The organism is Cellulophaga tyrosinoxydans (assembly GCF_900176415.1).
In the GTDB taxonomy this organism is placed as follows: Bacteria; Bacteroidota; Bacteroidia; order Flavobacteriales; family Flavobacteriaceae; genus Cellulophaga; species Cellulophaga tyrosinoxydans.
The window spans coordinates 524,289-544,518 of sequence record NZ_FWXO01000002.1; the positions used below are offsets into that span (position 1 = coordinate 524,289).

The following is a 20,230-nucleotide window of genomic DNA, read 5'->3' on the forward strand; positions in this document are numbered from 1 at the left end:
GAGACTAATAGCGGATTAAGATACAATTCTACCATCTTCCATTTGAATTATTCTATCAGTTTTCTTTGCAAAATCTTCATCATGCGTAACAATTAATAAAGACAAACCTTGCTCTTCTTTTAACTGTTTAAATATGTTGAATACATTATCTGCATTTCTACTATCTAAATTTCCAGTTGGTTCATCTCCCATTAAGATTATGGGATTATTAATTAAAGCACGGGCTATAGCAACTCGTTGTTTTTCTCCTCCCGATATTCTAGAAGCTCGTTGTAATGCAAGTTTATCTATGTCGAGCATTTTTAATTTCTCCATGGCCAAAAATTCAATTTCCTGGTGCGATTTCTCTGCAAGTTTCTTGGCTGGTAGCATTACATTTTCAAGAACTGAAAATTCTGAAAGTAAGTAGTGAAACTGAAATACAAAGCCTACATACTTATTTCTAATTCGTGAAAGTTCTTGGTGATTTTTACCTGTTATTAATTCATTATTTAAATACAAACTACCCGTATATTCTGTATCCATGGTAGATAATATATAGAGTAAGGTAGATTTACCTGAACCAGATTTACCCATTATAGAAGCAAATTCTCCCTTTTTTACACTAAAAGAAATATCTTTTAAAACATGAAAATCCTTAGGTTTTAAAAAATGCTTGTTTATATTTTTGGTTTCAAGAACTAAATTCATAGGTTAAATTATGTGCCTCTGATTATTTTTACAGGATCTATTTTCCTAGCTTTATTTGATGGTAAATAACCCGCAATAAAAGTAGAGATAAGCGCAAATACAATTCCAATTACATAGTAGCTAATGCTAAAACTTACCGGATACGTATCAATCGTTGGCAATGCCTCTGTTTTAAATGAAGCATGATCAATTAATACAGAAAAAATAAACCCTAAGACAAGTCCTAATAACCCACCTACAATACCAATAATCATGGCTTGACTCATAAAAATTAGTTGCACATCTTTACCCGAAAACCCTGTTGCCTTTAGAATGGCAATATCTTTCATTTTTTCGTAAATCAACATATTTAAAATATTGTAAATCCCGAACCCTGCAACTATTAATAAGGTAATAGATACTGCGTAAGTAATAAGGTTTCTGATATTTGTACCGGTCTCAAATTGCGCATTAGCTTCATTAACACTAGTGGCGGTTATAGAAAAAAGACTAGAAAGTTTTTTTGAATATACGGGAGCATTCTCAATTACATTTAGTTTTATATTAATATCAGTAATATAATTTTGAGTTTCACCCAGAATGCGTTGTACCGTTTTTAAATTTACAAAGCTCTGAGAATTATCAATATCTGCTATACCACTCTGATATATCCCAACAATTTTAAGCGGAAAAAGATCTCCTTTAACCGTACTAACTTGCACTCGATCTCCAATTTTTAAGGACATTTTTTCAGCTAAACCCGCCCCCAATAAAATACCTGAATCGCTATTTTTTAAATCTTCGGGCTTACCATTTACTATATAATCGCTAATGTTAGAAAGTTTTACTTCTTCCATTATATCTACTCCAATTAAATTACCTCCTAATTCATTAGAGCCAGAGATATAAAAAATCTGTGCTCTAGCCTGTGGCGTTGCACCTTTTACGTTTTTATCTTCTTTAAGATAATTTAAAATTGGCAGCGCATTATGAATTTTTTTTTGATTTTGCTTAGGCTTTACCGAATGTATAAATTGAAATGATTGCTGTACATCATCATACAAGGCAACAGGTTGTTTGGCAGTTGGTTTAATTTCATTGTATAAATGTACGTGTGGTGTTTGATTTAGTATTAGATCATCTAGCATGGTATTTAAGCCAGTCATAAAACTTACCAAAGTAATATAAGAGGCTATACCAAAAGTTACGCCAAGTGCCGCCGTTAAAGTAGACTTAAACTTGGTCAGCAAATGAGTTTTTGCAATGTTCAGTATAACAGGCCAATTGGTCATTATTCTGGTTTTATTATTTCGGTTTCTGCACCTATTCCTTTTAAAATCTCTACTTCATTTAAATTCTGCAATCCTGTTACTACTTGCACTACTCCGTTATTGGTGATCACAGAATTTCCATTTAGAAGATATTCTTTAGGAATAATTAATGCGTTATTTTTTTCAGCTATTATGATATTACCTTCACCAGATAATCCAGGGTAAAGCTTTTTAGGGGTCGTAATAAATAAAGCTTCAATTTTAAAAGTCTGAGAACGTGAATCTTTCTGAGGATATATTTTAGTTATTCGAGCTTCGAACACCTCAGACGAATAGGCATCTAATGTGATTAAAGCTTTTTGACCTTTTTCTATTTTTACTATATCTACCTCATCCACAAGCATTTCAATTATAAAATCGGTAGCACTACCAACTGAAGCTAAAGGTTCCATTGTTGTTACAATCTCACCAGTATTTTTATAAAGTGCATAAACTTTTCCATTTATTTTACTCGTTACAGTATATTCATCTGTATTAATTTTAGAAGACTTGTACGTGTTTTGCGCTTGTTTAGCTTGCGTTTCTAGTTCTTTTTTAGTCCTGTAAAACTTATTATACAATACTTTTAATTGGTTTTTAGTTCGTTGGTACGCCAACTTTTTGGTATCATACTCTATTTTTGAACCAATATTCTGACTCCACAGATTTTCTTGTCTTTTAAAATTTACCGAATCATTTTTTAGTGTTAATTCTGCTGTTTCAATATCTTCTTTAATTTCTTTAAGTAAGTTTGAACTTCCTTGATAATTATTTGTAGATAATTGTAGTGATAAAAGTGCATTTTCAGATGTCAATGCGCTTGTAGAATTGGTGATGTGCATTAAAGGGGTATTCTTATTTACTAAAGCACCTTCATCTACTAAATTGCGTTCAAGAATACCGTTCACAACCGCATGTGCTTCATACAAACTATCTGGCTGTATAGTCACAGAGGCGTAAACAGATTCGGACAGTTTTTTTACCGTGGGCACCGTTTTCTCTTGTTTACCTCCACAAGAAATGAATAATAAGGATAATACGATATATAATGCTTTCATATAAAACTTAATAAAACACAAAATAATAGTAATCATTACAGTTAAACTATGAGAATAATCATAGACAAACAATTAGAATTTAAGTATTATAAATTCTGAACACCAAGGTAAGTTTTGCTTTTTGCTCGAATTCACGTCTGACTATTGTCATATTTTAATAAAATGTTGCACCCTATTTTTGTTTCACATTGCGCACAAATAGCAAGGTTACACAAAAATGTCTTCAATAAAATTACCAAAAACACAAGATTTAAAACGATATGGCACCCTATTCAGCGTGCTTACAAAATATGGTTTTGAAGATGTACTGGCTACAACAACTTTAAAAAATATCATACCAGATTTCTACTTAAAAAAACACCCTGACACGCATAAATTACTTTCATACTCCACTTACGAGCGCATACGCATGGTGTTAGAAGAATTAGGGCCGAGCTATGTTAAAATGGGACAAGTAATTAGCAATCGTGAAGATATGCTCCCACCTGAGCTTTTAATAGAACTTGAAAAACTACAGGATAATGTAAAACCCTTAGAAAATTTTGATGTAGAAAAAAAAATAGAAGAAGAGCTCAAAATATCATGTCGCGAATTTTTCTCCTACTTATCTCCAAAACCGTTAGCGGCTGCCTCTTTAGCTCAAGTGCATAAAGCACAATTACGAACAGGAGAATGGGTAATATTTAAGATTCAACGACCCAATATAAAAGAAACTATTACCCGCGACATTTCTATTATGAAAGATGTTGCAAATGCTTTAGAAAAATATAGTATCCAAGCACAGCATCTGCAGCCAACTCAACTTATTGCATCTTTTGAAAAAAGTATTAACGAAGAGCTTAGTTATACCCAAGAACTAAACAATATGCTTCGATTTACTAAAAATTTTGAAACCAATGAAGTCATTTATATACCTAAAGTGTATCAACAATTTAGCAATGACCATATTATTTGTATGGAATTTATTGATGGTATTAAAGTTTCAGAAATTAAAAAATTAGAAGAAAATAATATAGATACCAAAGCAGTAGCAAAGCTAGGTGTAGATTTATATTTAGAACAAATTCTAAATTTTGGTTTCTTTCATGCCGACCCACACCCTGGTAATATTTTTGTGCTTCCTGAAATAGAACGAATTTGTTTTATTGATTATGGAATGATGGGTAGCATTATGCCAAAAGACAAAGAGGCCTTAGAAGATTTGTTGTTGGCCTTTTTCAAAAACGATGTAAAAAAAATAATAATAGTATTAAAAAAGATAGCGTTACGTACAGATATTCCAGATGAAAAATCTTTAGAATATGACTTAAATGAACTTTTAGAAGGTATTAGCAATATTGCAATTCAAAATATAAAACTGGGCACTACTTTAAACCAGTTTAAAAATATTTTATACACTAATAAAATTGTTATTCCTCATTATTTATACATGCTTATTCGCGCTTTGGTAATTATTGAAGGTGTTGGATTAAAACTGAATCCTGATTTTAATATTACCGACAATTTAGAGCCTTATATGGCTACCATATTAAGAAAGCGATTAAGTCTAAAACGATTTTTTAATAAAAGTATATCACGCTTTCAAGAATACAACAACTTAATTGATACACTCCCAGAAGATATCAATGACATTATTGGTAAAATTAAAAATGGAAAACTAGTCATTGTTCATGAACACAAAGGATTAAATGAATTTAAAGACACCCTAAAAACCGCAATGAATCGCATGGTATATGCTATAATTATTGCAGCATTATCTATCGGTTCTTCTATTCTAGTGATAGCAGATATGCCGCCTAGAGTAAATGGAATTCCCGTTTTAGGAGCATTAGGTTTTTTAATATCAGCTATATTAGGCTTCGCCATAATTTATTCCATTTTTAAAAATAGAAACTCATAATCGCTTATGGATACTAAACAATATTTAAGTGAAATCATGGGGTCTTATATGCTAGGTATTTTAATTAGTATAGGTATTGGAATTATTATTGGTCTTGAACGGGAGTATAATAAATTAAAACAAGAGACAGGTTTTTCAGGTATTCGCACCTTTCCTATGGTTACAATTTTAGGGTTTGTAATTGGCAGTTTAAGCGAGTTCTATACCATATGGTTGTAAATTTAGGAATAAGTATAATTAATGGATCTAGTGAAACACGAAAACGAGTAGGTTATACCTTTGGAGGAATTGTAGTGCTTGGAATACTATATATATTCTTAAAGTGATTTACATTCTATTTTTTAAATGATAATGAATTTTAGTAACTTCATCCTCTATTTTCTAATAATTCTAAGCTAAAAAGTATGCGTTTAATTTCATGGAATGTAAATGGTGTTCGTGCTGTGGTAAAAAAAGATTTTTTTGAAGCTATAAAATCTATGGCTCCAGATGTATTATGTCTTCAAGAAACCAAAGCCCAAGATGACGAAGTTGCAGCAGCATTAAAGCCTTTAGATGCTTACAAGCTTAGTTCCAATTCTGCAGACCAAAAAGGCTATTCCGGCACAGCTATTTTAAGTAAAAGAGCGCCTTTAAACATTACATCTGACATAAATATTGAAAGTCATGATTTGGAAGGAAGAGTTATGTGTGCTGAATACGATGATTTTTACTTGGTAAACGTTTATGTACCAAATTCCGGTCAGAAATTAGATAGATTAGAATACCGTCAACAATGGGATAAAGATTTTTTGGCTTACTTAAAAAACTTAGAAAAGAAAAAACCAGTTATAGCCTGTGGAGATTTTAATGTTGCCCACAAACCTATAGATTTAAAAAATGATAAAGCCAACTACAACAAAACTGCTGGTTATACTCAAATAGAGATAGATGGTATGGATAATTTTATTAATTCTGGTTTCGTAGATTCATTTAGATTACTTCATCCAGAAAAAATTGCCTACACCTATTGGAGTTACCGTTTTAAATCTAGAGAACGGAATACCGGATGGCGTATTGATTATTTTTTGGTGAGTAAATCTATTGCCGATAAAATAAAATCAGTAGACATATATTCTGATGTAATGGGATCTGATCATTGTCCCATAGGTTTAGATATAGAATTATAGCTAATTATAAGTTTTTAACGTAGCCAAAAACCATTAATTTAAACTCCTTTATATCTTCAGTGAAAAGCGCCATACTTTCACTCAATTTTTTATGTTGCTCTCTATAAGCAATTTCTGAAAAACCATCCTTTAAGCCCTCTAAGTCCGTAAGATATTTTTCGTGTGCAACAATATCTTTTTCCAAATAATCCATTAATTCTAAATGAATTTTATCTAAGGTTTTTAGAAGCTGGCTAAAATCTGAAGTTTTATTGACTTTTTTATTTAGCAATTCTGTAAAAAAATTGATTTCGTATTTCCAAAATGCAATGGTATCTAACCATTCTTTACTCTCTTGATGTAAAACATTAAAACCAGCATTTAAGAGTAAATCCTTTTTCGGGTTTTTTAATAATAGTGGCATAATTATATGTTTAAATTAAATCTGTTTATAAAACTGCTTTTAAGTTTCTTACGAGCATTTTTCAAATAAATATCTACCTCTTTTATACTATAATTACTAATTTTTGCAATCTCTGGTACAGTAAATTTATAGGCCGTACTGAGTTCATACACTTTTTTCATTGGCTTAGGAAAATTTTGAATCACTAAAGCTGAATGCTTCTTTACATTTTCTTTGTTTAACTTTTTATCAAGTGCAGCAATAATTTCATCATCTGCATCATCAATAAATACATGGTTTAACAAATAATCATTTTTTGAATATTCTTGATTATCAAATTCGTCTAACATTACAAAATCGCCATCCCCATCGGTACTGTACTTCTCCTCCATTTCATCCCATTCAGGTTTAGAAAATTTGTCTATATTTTCATAGAAATATGTATCAAATTCTTCTTCTGATAGTATATCATTAATTAGTTCATCTGCTTTTTTAAATAACCATGCATATAAGAAGGTATCTTCTTTAACTTCATCAAAATGTTCGTAATATTCTATGTATAACTGATCTATAATATCATCAGATTTATACCGGTTTTTATCTAATAGACCTTTTGCTTCCGCCGATTTTAATTTTCCTTTTACATACTTTTTTATTTCTGGAATAAGTTGCATCAACAAATCATTAAAAGAACTAATATTTCCTTCTTTTTTAAACGCAACTAATTCCACATATTTTTGAGCAGCAAGAACATGTACTGTTCTAAAATCGTTTTTTACTTTAGCTTCCATAAACCTTATATTTTTAAGACAACTATTTTGTGTGTTTCTCTCTTGGTCAGTAAGAACTATCCAGAAGAAATGTGCATCTAATTTAAAGCAAACACTTGTGCTTAAATATGATATTTATCAGTCTCAACTATTTTATTTCCATTAATTTAGGGCTTACAAAAGTGTAAACAATATATGATTGACCCTACAGATTTCGGTATAACAGGACTTTCCGATAAAGAAGTATTGGCTTCAAGAAAAAAACATGGTGAAAACATCCTAAATTATAAAAAACAGAATAACACTTTAGATGCTTTTTTAAGTATTCTTAAAGAACCCATGGTAATTTTATTAGCAGTAGCATCAAGCATTTACTTTATTACTGGTCATTTTGGCGATGGTATTTTTCTAGCTATGGCCATTGTTCTTGTTGGATCAATATCATTTTATCAAGATTCAAAAAGCAGAAATGCATTGGAAAAACTTAAAGATATTACCCAACCTAATGCTAAAGTGATTAGAAATAGTAAAATCATAGAAATTCATAGTAATGAGTTGGTTATTGGAGATAGTATAATTGTTGAAGAAGGTAATGTAATTCCGGCAGATGGCACCATTGTACATTCGAATGATTTTTCTGCCAATGAATCCTTATTAACCGGAGAATCTTTATCTGTTTTTAAAGATTCAGAAAAAAACAATAATAAAATCTTCACTGGAACAACAGTTGCCAGTGGGCTAGCAATAGCGACTATTACAGCAATTGCCGACGCAACAGAATTAGGAAAAATTGGAAAAAGTCTCGAGGCAATACAAGATGAAAAAACACCATTAGAATTACAAATAAACAACTTTGTAAAAAAAATGTCGCTTTTTGGTGGCGCTACCTTTGTATTGGTTTGGGGAATAAACTATGCTAAATCCTTTGACCTACTCGATAGTTTGCTCAAAGCACTTACGCTGGCGATGAGTATTTTACCTGAAGAAATTCCTGTTGCGTTTACCACTTTTATGGCGCTGGGCGCATGGCGTTTAATGAAAATGGGAATCATTGTTAAACAAATAAAAACCGTAGAAAGCATGGGAAGCACTACGGTAATTTGTGTTGATAAAACGGGTACTATTACTCAAAATAAAATGAGCCTAGCAATGCTCTTTACTATAAAAAATGAAAAAATATCTACGTTACAAGATAAATTAGGCCAAGAGGAATTAGACTTAATTACCACGGCAATGTGGGCAAGTGAACCCATCCCCTTTGATCCTATGGAAATTGCCATACATGAAACATATGCGAACCAATGCAGTTCAGACGAAAGAAAAAACTACAACATGGTTCATGAATATCCATTAGGTGGTAAACCCCCAATGATGACCCATCTTTTTGAAAATAAAAATGGTGATTTAATTATCGCTGCAAAAGGAGCACCAGAGGCATTTTTAGAAATAGCTGATCTTTTACCCAATCAAAAGCAAATACTACTAACAACCATAAAAAAATTAGGTAACGAAGGGTATAGATTACTTGGGGTGGGCACCGCTCTATTTGATGGCAAAAATTATCCAAAAACGCAGCAAGAATTTTTATTTGATTTTAAGGGAATTGTAGCATTTTATGATCCTCCTAAAGAAAATATAAAAGAAGTACTCCAAAAATTTGACGATGCAGGCATTCAGGTGAAACTAGTAACTGGTGATAACCCAACAACAGCTTTATCCATTGCTAAACAAGTAGCGTTTAAAGGCTATGACATGGGCATGACAGGTGATGATTTAATGAAACTTAGTGAAACGGAATTACAAGAACAGGTAAAAACAACTCAGATTTTTTCGCGAATGTTTCCTGATGCTAAACTAAGGATAATCAATGCCTTTAAGGCAAATGGTGAAGTTGTGGCCATGATTGGTGATGGTGTTAATGATGGTCCTGCATTAAAAGCCTCACATTTTGGAATAGCTATGGGAAAAAAAGGTACTGAAATAGCTAAAGAAGCAGCATCTTTAATATTGGTAGATGATGATCTTTCTAAGATAATTGACAGTATTGCCATGGGTAGAAAAATTTATAACAACCTAAAAAAAGCAATTCAGTATATCATATCCATCCATATTCCCATAATCTTAACCGTATTTTTTCCACTGGCATTAGGTTGGATTTACCCGAATATATTCTCCCCTACTCATGTAATTCTTCTAGAATTAATTATGGGACCCACATGCTCCATAATCTATGAAAACGAGCCTTTAGAAAAAAATGCAATGCAACAAAAACCTAGACCCTTTTCTAGTACATTTTTTAATTTTAGAGAATTAATTACTAGTATTGTTCAAGGTTTAGCGATAACAATTGGCGCATTATTAGTGTATCAGTATGCTGTTTACCTTTCCTATAATGAAGAGGTTACAAGAACAATGGTTTTTATGGTTTTACTTTTTTCAAATATTTTTTTAACATTAGTAAACCGTTCTTTTTACTTTTCTATATGGACAACCTTTAAATATAAAAACAACCTTGTACCATTAATTATTACTATAACTTTATTTTTAGCCGTATTACTTTTATTTGTAAAACCATTTACTCAATTTTTTGAATTTGAAACCTTAAATGCTACGCAAATTTCAGTCTCATTTTTCACAGGGCTTTTCGCCGTACTATGGTATGAAGTTGTTAAATGGTATAAGCGAACAAAAACTATATAATAAACTATATGAAAAATATACTAACACTAACGGTAAACCCAGCAATTGATAAAAGTGCAACAGTTAATGGCATAAAACCAAATAGTAAATTACGCTGTTCTGAACCTATTTTTGAACCAGGTGGTGGGGGAATAAATGTATCTAAGGTACTTAAGGAGCTCGATACAAATTCGGAATGTATTTATCTTGCTGGTGGACATACAGGAATATTTTTAACTTCGCTATTAACAAAAAACGGAATACATCAAAACTGTATTCCAATTAAAGGCTATACTAGAGAAAATTTAGCCGTAACAGACATTGCAACAAACCAACAATTTAGATTTGGTATGCCTGGACCCCAAATATCAAATGAAGAATGTTTAGGAGTTTTAAAAGTACTAAACGAATCATTAAATGAAGGTGACTTTTTGGTGGCAAGTGGTAGTTTATCTCCTGGTATGCCAACTGATTTTTATGCGCAAGTATCTAGAATAGCTAAACATAAAAATGCAAAATTTATATTAGACACGTCTGGTGAAGCCCTAATTCTTGGCGCACAAGAAGGTGCATACTTACTTAAACCTAATTTAGGTGAACTTAGTAGATTATGTGGTGTTGAAAGCATCACTTTTGCAGAATTAGAGGTCATTGCAAAAGAATTTTTACGGACTAATCCATGTGAGGTCTTAGTGGTGTCTATGGGAGCTCAAGGCGCATTATTAATAACTGAATCTATTATGGAACATATTAACGCACCAACTGTTCATCAAAATAGCACAGTAGGAGCTGGAGATAGTATGGTTGCAGGAATGGTTCATTTTCTTGCTCAGGGTAAATCATTTAGTGAAATGGCTAGATTTGGTGTTGCTTGCGGCACTGCCGCAACTATGACTCCAGGGAGCGAACTTTGCCATAAAAAAGATATCTATGAGCTATACGATTGGATAAATAATCAATCAAATTCTAATCCTTAAAAAGCAAACGTAATTTGGCAAGAATAACCAACTCTGATTTGTTCTTTTGAGCGTAACATGAAGCAATTTCATTGGCAGTTTGCATAATTAGGCTTTTAATATTTTCAGTAAATAAACTAGAATTGTCTTTGTAAAAGTCTACAAATACTTTAAAACAGTGCTCACTACTTTTTTCATATTCCAATAACCAATCAAAAACACTTATAATTTGGTAGGCAGCATCTGTATTATACTGATCCTCTAAAGCATCAATAGCAAGCCAATCTTCCTTTACCAATTCTTTAAGTTTATCGAGTTCTTTAATATGTACCGCACCATCGACCATAGCTACGGAAAAGAACAATTTACCTAGATTTTCATAAAATTTTATTCCTGTTTTTTGAGAATGTACCATTTACTGAAATTTTTGATTTCGTTAAATTTAAATGAATGTGTTTTAATATTTCATGATAAAAATCAGTTTAAAGTTTTAACTTTGAAATATGCAGTCTTTTGAACAAAACAGTACCATATTTAATTTATTATCTGAGGGTGTCTCTGAAGGAATTATCGTTGTAAATACCAAGCAAATTATAGTAGCATCTAACACATCTACAGAACAAATGTTTGGTTATAAGAAAGACGAACTTATTGGAAAGCCACTTGATCTTTTAATTCCGAAAAGGTATCATAAACATCACGACCAACATGTAGAGGGCTTTATTGGTAAAAAACAAAAACGACAAATGGGTCATGGCCGTGAGTTGTACGGAATTAATAAAAGCGGTGTAGAGTTTCCTGTAGAAGCGGGTTTGAATCCGTTTGAATTAAATGGAAAGACCTACGTAATGGCGCTAATTATAGACATTACAGATCGGAAAGCTATTGAGAAAGATTTGAAAACAAAAAGTGCAGCATTACAATCTGCATCAAACGGAATTGTCATTGCGGATGCTTTACAAAAAGAAAATCCGATTATATTCACCAACGAGTCATTTCAAACTTTAACAGGATATACTCAACAAGAAATATTAGGCGAAAAATGTCTTTTTCTAAAAGTACATGAAGAGGACATTGCAATTAGAAATTTGCTGGAAGACACCATTAAAAAGGGAGAGAGTACCCAAGGTATTATTCGCAACTATAAAAAAGATGGAACATTATTTTATAATGATTTATATGTAACACCTATAAAAGATAGTAATGGAATTATTACCAATATAATTGCCATACAAAATGATGTGACAGAGCGCGTAAAATCGCAACAAGAAAAAGAACATTGGGCCAAAATATTTGACGAATCTCAAAACGAAATATATCTTTTTGATAAGGAAACATTACAATTTATTAATGCCAATCAAGGAGCTCAGGCTAATATTGGCTATACCTTATCCGAATTAAAAGAAATTACTCCTGTAGACATAAAACCTGATTATAATGAAGTTGACTTTCGAAAAATAATTGCGCCATTATTAAAAAAGGAAAAAGAAAAATTAAAGTTCGAAACCATCCACGAACGGAAAAATGGAACTCAGTACCCAGTAGAAGTACATTTACAACTTTCAAGATTTGGAGATAAAGATATTTTTCTCGCCATAATTCTAGACATAACAGACCGTAAAAATTACACTTTAAAACTTGAAAAAACCGTTCAAGAGCGCACCAAACAACTTACGGAAGCCTTAGCTGTAGAAAAAGAACTTAACGAGTTAAAAACCAGATTCCTATCTTTAGTTTCACATGAATTCAAAACGCCATTAAGCAGTATATTGACCTCTATTACACTGTTAGCCAAGTACACATTAACGGAGCAACAAGATAAAAGAGACAAACATGTAAATACTATCAAAAATAAAGTACGCTATCTGGACACTATTTTAACCGATTTTTTATCCGTGGAGCGTTTAGATTCAGGTAAAGTTAATTATAAGGTAGAAGAATTTCCGCTGAGTAAATTGGTAGACGAAGTTGTTTACAATTCCAACATGCTTTTAAAAACAGGACAGCACATTGTATATCCAAGAAATATTGATGATATTTTTATAAATTTTGATGAAAAAACGCTGGAATTGGCACTATCTAATTTAGTACATAACGCTATAAAATATTCTCCAGAAGACTCCAATATTGAAATAGTGGTGGAAAATAATACCCAAGAAACTACCATAAGTGTAGTGGACAAAGGTATTGGTATACCAGACGAAGAACAAAAACACATTTTTAATCGCTATTTTAGAGCTGAAAATGCACTTTTAACTCAGGGAACGGGTATTGGCTTAAATATAGCGAAACAACATCTTGAAAATATAGGCGCAGAATTAAATTTTTCAAGTAAACATAATATAGGATCTACTTTTAAAATTACCATACCTAAAGTATTAAAGCATTGAGAAGATGAAAAATATTTTATTAATTGAAGATGATAAAGCTTTACGCGAAAACACTGAAGAGCTATTGGAGCTTGCCGGATATTCCGTAAAAACAGCACCGAACGGTAAAATAGGAATTCAACTAGCAAAAGATACTCTACCGGATATTATTATTTGCGATATAATGATGCCTGAAGTTGATGGTTATGGCGTTCTACAAGAAATTTCAACATCAGAATTAACCAAACATATCCCTTTTATATTTTTATCTGCAAAAACAGAACATAAAGAAATTAGAAAAGGAATGGATTTAGGTGCAGATGATTATCTGACCAAACCGTTTGAGGAAGAAGATTTAATTAGTGCTATAGAAAGTAGAATCGCAAAACATAAAATTTTAAAAAATAGAATAGCAGAAAATCAGGAAGAAGCAGAAAACGATAGTATACTTACACTCCATGAATTAAAGAATTTTTTTGATGATAATGGCGAGGAACTACATTTTGAACAAGGAGAGGCTATTTACCAAGAAGGGATGCCTTCCAACACCATTTTTCTTGTATTAAAAGGAGTGGTAAAATGCCACGCAATGGATGAAGAAGGAAAAGAATTAATAACTTCCTTATATCGCGCCGATGATTTTTTAGGCATTACTTCGTTTTTAAAGAATGTACCCTATCAAGAATCTGCAACTGCTTTAGAGCCGGTAGCATTAGCAGGAATCTCAAAAGAAAATTTAAAAAATATCCTCTCCAAAAATCATACAATTTCCATAGAACTAATGGAACTCCTAACGGGCAATATTGCAGATATTAAACAACAACTACTGCAAATGGCCTATAGTTCTGTACGTAAAAAAACTGCACAAACACTTTTGCAATTTGCTCAAATAATGACAAGTAATACTAATGATCCTTTAAAAATATCTAGAAGTGATTTAGCAAGTGTTGCTGGTATTGCTACCGAGAGTTTAATTAGAACATTATCTGGTTTTAAAAAAGAAGGGTTAATAGAAATTGAAGGTCGTAATATTAAAATAATAGAGCTAAAAGCCCTAAAGTATATTAATTAGCAGAAAAAAAATATCAGTTTCATATATTTCTAACTGTAGTGCTAAGCACATGATATTTGTCATAAAAAAACTAAAAACCTCTAAATACTTTTGTTATCTAGAATTTTATTTTTTTTAATGAAGCATATATTAGTCCCGATTGATTTTTCTGAAAATTCTTTAAATGCCTTAGCTTATGCTAAAGAGTTGTTTAAGAACACTACTAGTAGTTTTTATATTCTACATGTTGGCAACCTAAATCAATCTGGTATAGTCAGTAATTCGTTATTAAGCTTTGGCACAAATAAAGAATTAATGCTTAAAGAAAAGTTTAAATCTAACTTTTTAAAAATAAAAGAATCGAATTCTAATAGGAAGCACCATTTTTGGGCAATACAAGAATATGGAAATCTTATTGATAAAATTAGAGAAACCGTTCAGAGCAAAAAAATAGACTTAATAGTAATGGGCACCAAAGGTGCTTCGGGTATTAAAGAAAAAATCATAGGCAGTAATACAGGAGATGTAATTACTAAAGTACCTGTAAACCTTTTAGTGGTGCCAGAAAATGCTACCTATACAGAATTAAAAAACATTTCATTTCCTACAGATTATAACATTTTCTATTCCTATAGTATTCTAAATACCATAACAGAGTTATTGCATATGAATGAAGGGTTTTTACACATAATCAACTCGTCTACAAAAAAAAAAATAAACGTAGTTCAACAAAAAAACAAAGCGTATTTACAAGATTATTTAGAAGAAGTTTTTGAAAACTACCACTGTTTTCATCGGACAGGTAATATGAAAGTGAAGAATGCTATTGAAGATTTTACCACTACTGGCAAAACAGATATGATTTTAATGGCTGCTAAAAATATTAATTTTATTCAGCAAATTTTATTTGATAACCACATCCAAAAATTAAGTTTTCAAACAAAAATTCCATTATTTGTAGTACACGAGTAATTCTTTTTTTAAGTACCAAGCAACAATGATAAATATCATAGGCTAAAGGTACAATTAGAAATATATTTAAACAGATTTTAAATATATTGTAATGAAAGCTGTACTTATTCCAACTGATTTTTCTAATAATGCAATGCATGCCATTAACTATGCTTTGCAACTTTATAATTGCGAAATAACCCATTTCTATTTTCTACATGCTTTTGCAGATGAAGTCTACAATAGTGTTGAGTCCAAAACAGCTTTAACTGTTACACAAAAGAAAATAACTCTTCAAAAAAAATCAGAAGAGCAACTTGGCGACCTTATAACGAAAATTGAGACCGAAAAACACAATCCTAAACACAAGTATGAAAGTATCGCTGTTTTTGATTCATTAGTGGATGCTGTAAATGATTTTACTGATAAGATAAATATAGATTTAATAATAATGGGTACGAAAGGCATCTCAGATGTCAAAAAAGTTACCTTCGGTAGCCATACAGTACAGGTATTCAAATATGTGAAGTGCCCCGTATTAGCGGTGCCAGAAACTTACCATTATAATCAACCAAAGCATATTCTTTTTCCTACTGATTATTCTTTACCATATCGGCGAAGAGAACTAAAACTATTAAACACCATAGCCGCTGAGTTTAAGTCTAAAGTTTTTTGCCTTCATATTTCTGATTTTGAAGAATTAAGTCAACGTCAAATAGATAATAAACGCTTTCTAGAAGAATCATTATCCAAAGCTTATTTATCATTTAATCGTACGCCAGTAAAAAATAAAGTCGAAGCCATAATGGATACTATTGATGAAAAAAAAATAGACTTATTAGTAATGGTAAATTCCAGGCATTCTTTTTTAGAAGATATGCTTTATAGATCTACCATAGATAAAATTGGATTGCATATTAAGATTCCTTTTTTAGTACTTCAAAATTTACCACGATAACCATTAAGTTCATTTAAAATGAAAAATATACTCTTACCAACCGATTTCTCTGAAAACTCGTGGAACGCTATAAAATATGGTGTAAATCTTTTAAAAAAAACCTATTGCACTTTTCATATTATACATGTAAGCCCAATTATTTCTACAATAAGTGGGGAAACAGCATTGGTTATTCCTCCAGAACTAATTGAGGAAAATTTGCTAAAAGAAAGCAATGAAAAATTAAAAAAGCTTTTAACGAGAATAGAACATTTACCCATAAATGAAAAGCATGTATTTAAGACATCTGCTCATTATGGCTTTTTTATAGACCATATTAAAAATGCTGTAAAATCTAAAAAAATAGAACTAATTATCATGGGTACCAAAGGCGCAACAGGCCTTAAAAAAGTAACAATCGGTAGTAATACTGGCAATATTATTACCAAAGTTAAATGTGCGGTTTTGGCAGTTCCAGAAAATGTAGCATTTAAAAAACCAAAAAAAATTGGATTCCCGACAGATTTTCTAGTAGAATACTCTTTGAGGCAATTACTTATTATTAAAGAGCTTAGTCTAATTACTAAGGCAAAATTGCATTTTTTATATGTTGAAAATAAAAACGGGGACCAGTCACATGATCAACTAAAAAATAAAGATTTTTTAAATGATTATTTTCAAGAGGCTATCGCTAATTTTCATATTATAAATGGTAAAAATCTAGATACTGCTATTGAGTCATTCATAGCGGCTGAAAAAATAGATATGCTGGTTATGATTGCCAAAAATTTAAACTTTTTAGAACGCATTTTGTTTAGGCCAACAGTTGAGGAAATAAGTTATCATACCAAAATTCCATTTTTGGTATTACATGAATAAAAAAAACATTCTTTATTTTAGGTGTGGCTCAATTACTTTTATAATATCATTTTTTTGCAATACTCCAGATTGCCGCCAAACCTGTTTTCCATTCTTAAATAAAAGCATGGTTGGCACACCTTTTACTTGGTATTTTGCCGCCAAAGATTGATTTTTATCTACATCAATCTTTATTACTTTTATTTTATCACCAAGATCACTCTTAACTTGGGTTAAAATTGGTGCTAACATTTTACATGGACCACACCAATCGGCAAAAAAATCGATTAAAACTGGTGTTTCAGAATCTATTATTTTATCAAAACTACTTTTCATTTTACTGTATTTAAATTTTAAAATTACAAAAATCTAAAGCCCTTACAACTGACCAATATCATGGTTTTTAGAAAAAAACTCATCTAATTTTATGCGATACACAAAATGATTCTATCATGAAAAAAATATTATTGCCCACTGACTTTTCTGACAACTCTTTTGAAGCTATTAGATATGCATTACTTGTCTATAAAGACGTAAAATGTACCTTTTACTTACTTCACACTTTTAATCCTCCAGTGTACCAAACAGAGTATTTACTCGGAAGCCCAGGGCAGATTGGTTTGGGAGATGTTTTACAAGAGACTTCATTACTAAAATTAGAGCAACTCAAAAAGAGATTAGAAGATCAGTATAGCAACACCAATCATACATTTATTATTCATACGGCCTTTAATACATTACTTAATGAAATTACGGAAATGACTCAATCAGAAAATATTGATATGATTGTCATGGGAACTACTGGAGCTACTGGTGCAAAAGAAATTTTATTTGGTAGTAATACTGTTAATGTAATTAAAAAATCTAAATGTCCGGTTATTGCCATTCCACCAAAATTTGAATACGAGGCTCCAATAGAAATATTATTCCCAACGGACTTTGAAATAAGCTATCCAAAAAAGGAGATGGAACCTTTGCTATTAATAGCAAGACAACATAAATCTAGAATAAACGTACTACACGTTAGAAAAACAATTGAATTAAATATAGTCCAGAAAGAAAATAAAAAACAATTGGATAGGCTTCTGGTGAACATGGCTATTTTTCATTCGGTTGCCGATAATGAAATTATACCTGCTGTAAATCAATTTCAAGAAAAGAATAAGATTAACCTTTTAGTCATGGTACAAAATAAACACAGCTTTATTGAAAAATTATTTATAGAACCTGTTATTAAAAAAATTGGCTTTCATATTACTATTCCTTTTTTAGTAATCCCCCAGAAATAATAAAATCACTTATTCATCACAAAACTTAAGAATGACAATTGTCATAGTTGGCTCAAGCAATTCTTACTAATTTTCAAAAACTATCAGAAAAAATAATACCATGAACAAGCGAATATTAATCCCTACCGATTTTTCTAAAAACGCATTGAATGCCACCCGATATGCACTGGATCTTTATGCGAAACAAAATTGTGATTTTTACTTTTTAAATGTTTTTCATTTAGATAGTTATACAACTAATACGCTCATTATGCCAGAGCCAGGAAGCGCAGAATACGACTCCACTAAAGCTGCTTCTGAAGAATCCTTCACTAAGCTTCTTGAGATGTTAGAATTACATAATGACAATCCTAAACATACATACCACACAACAGCCACACTTAACTATTTATCTGTTGCAATAGAAGAATTAATTGCTAAAAAAGATATTGATCTTGTGGTGATGGGTACCAAAGGGGCAACTGGTGCTAAAGGCGTAATTTTTGGCAGTAACACTGTTAAAACCATGGAGAAAATCACCCAATGTCCTGTTCTTGCTGTTCCTGAGAATGTTCGGTTTAGCCCATTGAAAGAAGTTGTATTTCCAACAGATTTTAAACTAAGCTATAAACGTAAAGAAATGGATTATCTCATAGATATTGTTCGTATGCATAATGCTGCAATACGAGTTTTGCATATAAGCAAGAATGAAACTTTATCTAAAACCCAAGAAGAAAACAAGCAATTACTAGAAGATATTCTTAGTACTGTGGAATGTACGTTCCATAATTTAAAAAATATTGATGTAGCGCAAGGAGTAACAACATTTGTAGCAAGCAGAAATAGTGATATGATTGCGTTTATAAATAAAAAACATTTCTTTTTTGGCAGTGTATTTTCTAAACCTTTGGTAAAAGAAATAGGCTATGATGCTACTACTCCAATTTTAGCCCTACATTAAAAAATAATAAATACGACATGCTCTTTAAAGAGCTCAATCTATGGACACACTTAATGGTTTTTTAAATAATCCAGCCGTAATTAAATTTGGCACTTTACTCTTATGGATTATTCTTATAGTTTTTGCAATTAGTTTTCTAAGAAAAATACTTAAAAAAAGAATTGCAGATGTAGCTATTAGATACAAAGCTCAAAAAGGGATAGAAATTATTGGCTATGTATTAATTGTAATTCTTATACTTCTTTTTTTTACGGTAAAAAACTTAGAAGATTACACCGTAATCATTGGTTTATTTACAGCCGGAATAACGTTTACCCTGCAAGAACTAATTTTAAGTATTGCTGGATCTTTTTATATATTTTTTGTACGTGTTTATATGCCTGGCGACCGGATTGAAATTAATGGAATTAAAGGTGATGTTATAGATATTGATAGTATTTATACAACTCTTATGGAAATGGGTGAATGGGTAAGTAGTGATAATTACTCTGGTAGAATTGTGAAAATTAGTAATGCATTTGTGTTCAAAGGACCCATCAAAAATTACTCTATGGATTTTCCTTTTGTTTGGGATGAATTAAATGTATTAATCACTTATGAATCAGATAGAGAACTAGCTAAAAAAGTTATTCTGGATCAAGCCAGCAATTACTTAGCGGAATATACCCAGAATTCCATTAAAAAATGGCAAGAAATGGTTGAGCGGTACTATATAGAAGATTCTAAATTAGATCCGACCTTAGCAATTACTTTAACTGATAATTGGGTTGCAATTAACCTTCGTTACATTACAGATTATAAACGTAGACGAGCCACTAAGCACGAATTATTTGAACGTATACAAGAAGCAATTAAAAACACCAATGGCAAAGTAAATTTTGCTTCAACTACTTTACAATTGCTTAAAATACCTGAAATGGATGTGAATTTAAATACGTAGTT

20 protein-coding genes are annotated in these 20,230 nt (G+C 31.3%); 13 read left to right on the forward strand and 7 right to left on the reverse strand.

The window, feature by feature from the left end:
- Window positions 1-15 precede the first annotated feature (15 nt).
- The 3 genes from B8963_RS09355 to B8963_RS09365 are packed head-to-tail and all read right to left on the reverse strand — an operon-like array spanning window position 16 to window position 3,037.
- A complete protein-coding gene (locus B8963_RS09355; protein WP_084061241.1) occupies window positions 16-690 on the reverse strand; it encodes an ABC transporter ATP-binding protein in 675 nt (224 codons plus the stop codon).
- Window positions 691-698: 8 nt separating this feature from the next.
- Complete coding sequence (locus tag B8963_RS09360; RefSeq protein WP_084061242.1) at window positions 699-1,961, reverse strand: ABC transporter permease; 1,263 nt, start codon at window positions 1,959-1,961, stop codon at window positions 699-701.
- Window positions 1,961-3,037 (reverse strand): efflux RND transporter periplasmic adaptor subunit, encoded by a 1,077-nt coding sequence (locus tag B8963_RS09365; protein ID WP_084061243.1) that lies wholly within the window; start codon window positions 3,035-3,037, stop codon window positions 1,961-1,963. Before B8963_RS09365 ends, B8963_RS09360 begins: the two co-directional genes overlap by 1 nt.
- 217 nt (window positions 3,038-3,254) lie before the next feature.
- Here B8963_RS09365 and B8963_RS09370 point away from each other — a divergent pair, with 217 nt between their 5' ends.
- The 3 genes from B8963_RS09370 to B8963_RS09380 all read left to right on the forward strand — a co-directional run bounded on the left by B8963_RS09370 (window position 3,255) and on the right by B8963_RS09380 (window position 6,106).
- A complete protein-coding gene (locus B8963_RS09370; protein ID WP_084061244.1) occupies window positions 3,255-4,937 on the forward strand; it encodes an ABC1 kinase family protein in 1,683 nt (560 codons plus the stop codon).
- Between the two features lie 6 nt (window positions 4,938-4,943).
- Complete coding sequence (locus B8963_RS09375; RefSeq protein ID WP_084061245.1) at window positions 4,944-5,156, forward strand: MgtC/SapB family protein; 213 nt, start codon at window positions 4,944-4,946, stop codon at window positions 5,154-5,156.
- A gap of 185 nt (window positions 5,157-5,341) precedes the next feature.
- A complete protein-coding gene (locus B8963_RS09380) occupies window positions 5,342-6,106 on the forward strand; it encodes an exodeoxyribonuclease III (RefSeq protein WP_084061246.1) in 765 nt (254 codons plus the stop codon).
- 4 nt (window positions 6,107-6,110) lie between these two features.
- Here the strand turns inward: B8963_RS09380 and B8963_RS09385 are convergent, their stop codons facing one another.
- Both B8963_RS09385 and B8963_RS09390 read right to left on the reverse strand, forming a co-directional pair.
- On the reverse strand, window positions 6,111-6,509 hold the full coding sequence (locus tag B8963_RS09385) for a hypothetical protein (RefSeq protein ID WP_084061247.1): 399 nt from the start codon (window positions 6,507-6,509) through the stop codon (window positions 6,111-6,113).
- Window positions 6,510-6,511: 2 nt separating this feature from the next.
- Window positions 6,512-7,279 (reverse strand): sigma-70 RNA polymerase sigma factor region 4 domain-containing protein, encoded by a 768-nt coding sequence (locus tag B8963_RS09390; RefSeq protein WP_084061248.1) that lies wholly within the window; start codon window positions 7,277-7,279, stop codon window positions 6,512-6,514.
- Window positions 7,280-7,453: 174 nt separating this feature from the next.
- On the opposite strand from B8963_RS09390, the gene B8963_RS09395 reads away from it, so the two are divergent.
- Window positions 7,454-9,958: a cation-translocating P-type ATPase gene (locus B8963_RS09395; protein WP_084061249.1), complete on the forward strand. Its 2,505-nt coding sequence runs from the start codon at window positions 7,454-7,456 to the stop codon at window positions 9,956-9,958.
- 8 nt (window positions 9,959-9,966) lie between these two features.
- Window positions 9,967-10,914 (forward strand): 1-phosphofructokinase family hexose kinase, encoded by a 948-nt coding sequence (locus B8963_RS09400; RefSeq protein WP_084061250.1) that lies wholly within the window; start codon window positions 9,967-9,969, stop codon window positions 10,912-10,914.
- Here the strand turns inward: B8963_RS09400 and B8963_RS09405 are convergent.
- Window positions 10,904-11,308, reverse strand: a complete 405-nt coding sequence (locus B8963_RS09405) for a hypothetical protein (protein WP_084061251.1) — start codon at window positions 11,306-11,308, stop codon at window positions 10,904-10,906. The genes B8963_RS09400 and B8963_RS09405 overlap by 11 nt on opposite strands.
- Before the next feature lie 88 nt (window positions 11,309-11,396).
- On the opposite strand from B8963_RS09405, the gene B8963_RS09410 reads away from it, so the two are divergent.
- The 5 genes from B8963_RS09410 to B8963_RS09430 all read left to right on the forward strand — a co-directional run bounded on the left by B8963_RS09410 (window position 11,397) and on the right by B8963_RS09430 (window position 17,080).
- Window positions 11,397-13,283 carry a PAS domain-containing sensor histidine kinase gene (locus B8963_RS09410; protein WP_084061252.1) on the forward strand — a complete coding sequence of 629 codons (1,887 nt, stop codon included), beginning with the start codon at window positions 11,397-11,399 and terminating at the stop codon, window positions 13,281-13,283.
- Between the two features lie 4 nt (window positions 13,284-13,287).
- Window positions 13,288-14,334 (forward strand): response regulator, encoded by a 1,047-nt coding sequence (locus B8963_RS09415; RefSeq protein WP_084061253.1) that lies wholly within the window; start codon window positions 13,288-13,290, stop codon window positions 14,332-14,334.
- A 117-nt stretch (window positions 14,335-14,451) separates the two neighbouring features.
- On the forward strand, window positions 14,452-15,285 hold the full coding sequence (locus tag B8963_RS09420; RefSeq protein WP_084061254.1) for a universal stress protein: 834 nt from the start codon (window positions 14,452-14,454) through the stop codon (window positions 15,283-15,285).
- A gap of 91 nt (window positions 15,286-15,376) precedes the next feature.
- A complete protein-coding gene (locus tag B8963_RS09425) occupies window positions 15,377-16,222 on the forward strand; it encodes a universal stress protein (RefSeq protein WP_084061255.1) in 846 nt (281 codons plus the stop codon).
- A gap of 18 nt (window positions 16,223-16,240) precedes the next feature.
- On the forward strand, window positions 16,241-17,080 hold the full coding sequence (locus B8963_RS09430) for a universal stress protein (protein WP_084061256.1): 840 nt from the start codon (window positions 16,241-16,243) through the stop codon (window positions 17,078-17,080).
- A 12-nt stretch (window positions 17,081-17,092) separates the two neighbouring features.
- On the opposite strand, the gene trxA is transcribed toward B8963_RS09430, so the two are convergent.
- Window positions 17,093-17,395, reverse strand: coding sequence for a thioredoxin (gene trxA / locus B8963_RS09435; RefSeq protein ID WP_084061257.1), 303 nt, complete (start codon window positions 17,393-17,395; stop codon window positions 17,093-17,095).
- A gap of 116 nt (window positions 17,396-17,511) precedes the next feature.
- Here trxA and B8963_RS09440 point away from each other — a divergent pair, with 116 nt between their 5' ends.
- The 3 genes from B8963_RS09440 to B8963_RS09450 all read left to right on the forward strand — a co-directional run bounded on the left by B8963_RS09440 (window position 17,512) and on the right by B8963_RS09450 (window position 20,228).
- Complete coding sequence (locus B8963_RS09440; protein ID WP_084061258.1) at window positions 17,512-18,348, forward strand: universal stress protein; 837 nt, start codon at window positions 17,512-17,514, stop codon at window positions 18,346-18,348.
- A gap of 100 nt (window positions 18,349-18,448) precedes the next feature.
- Window positions 18,449-19,288, forward strand: coding sequence for a universal stress protein (locus B8963_RS09445; RefSeq protein ID WP_084061259.1), 840 nt, complete (start codon window positions 18,449-18,451; stop codon window positions 19,286-19,288).
- Window positions 19,289-19,328: 40 nt separating this feature from the next.
- Entirely contained in the window at window positions 19,329-20,228 is a 900-nt protein-coding gene (locus B8963_RS09450) for a mechanosensitive ion channel family protein (protein ID WP_084061260.1), read from the forward strand.
- Window positions 20,229-20,230 lie beyond the last annotated feature (2 nt).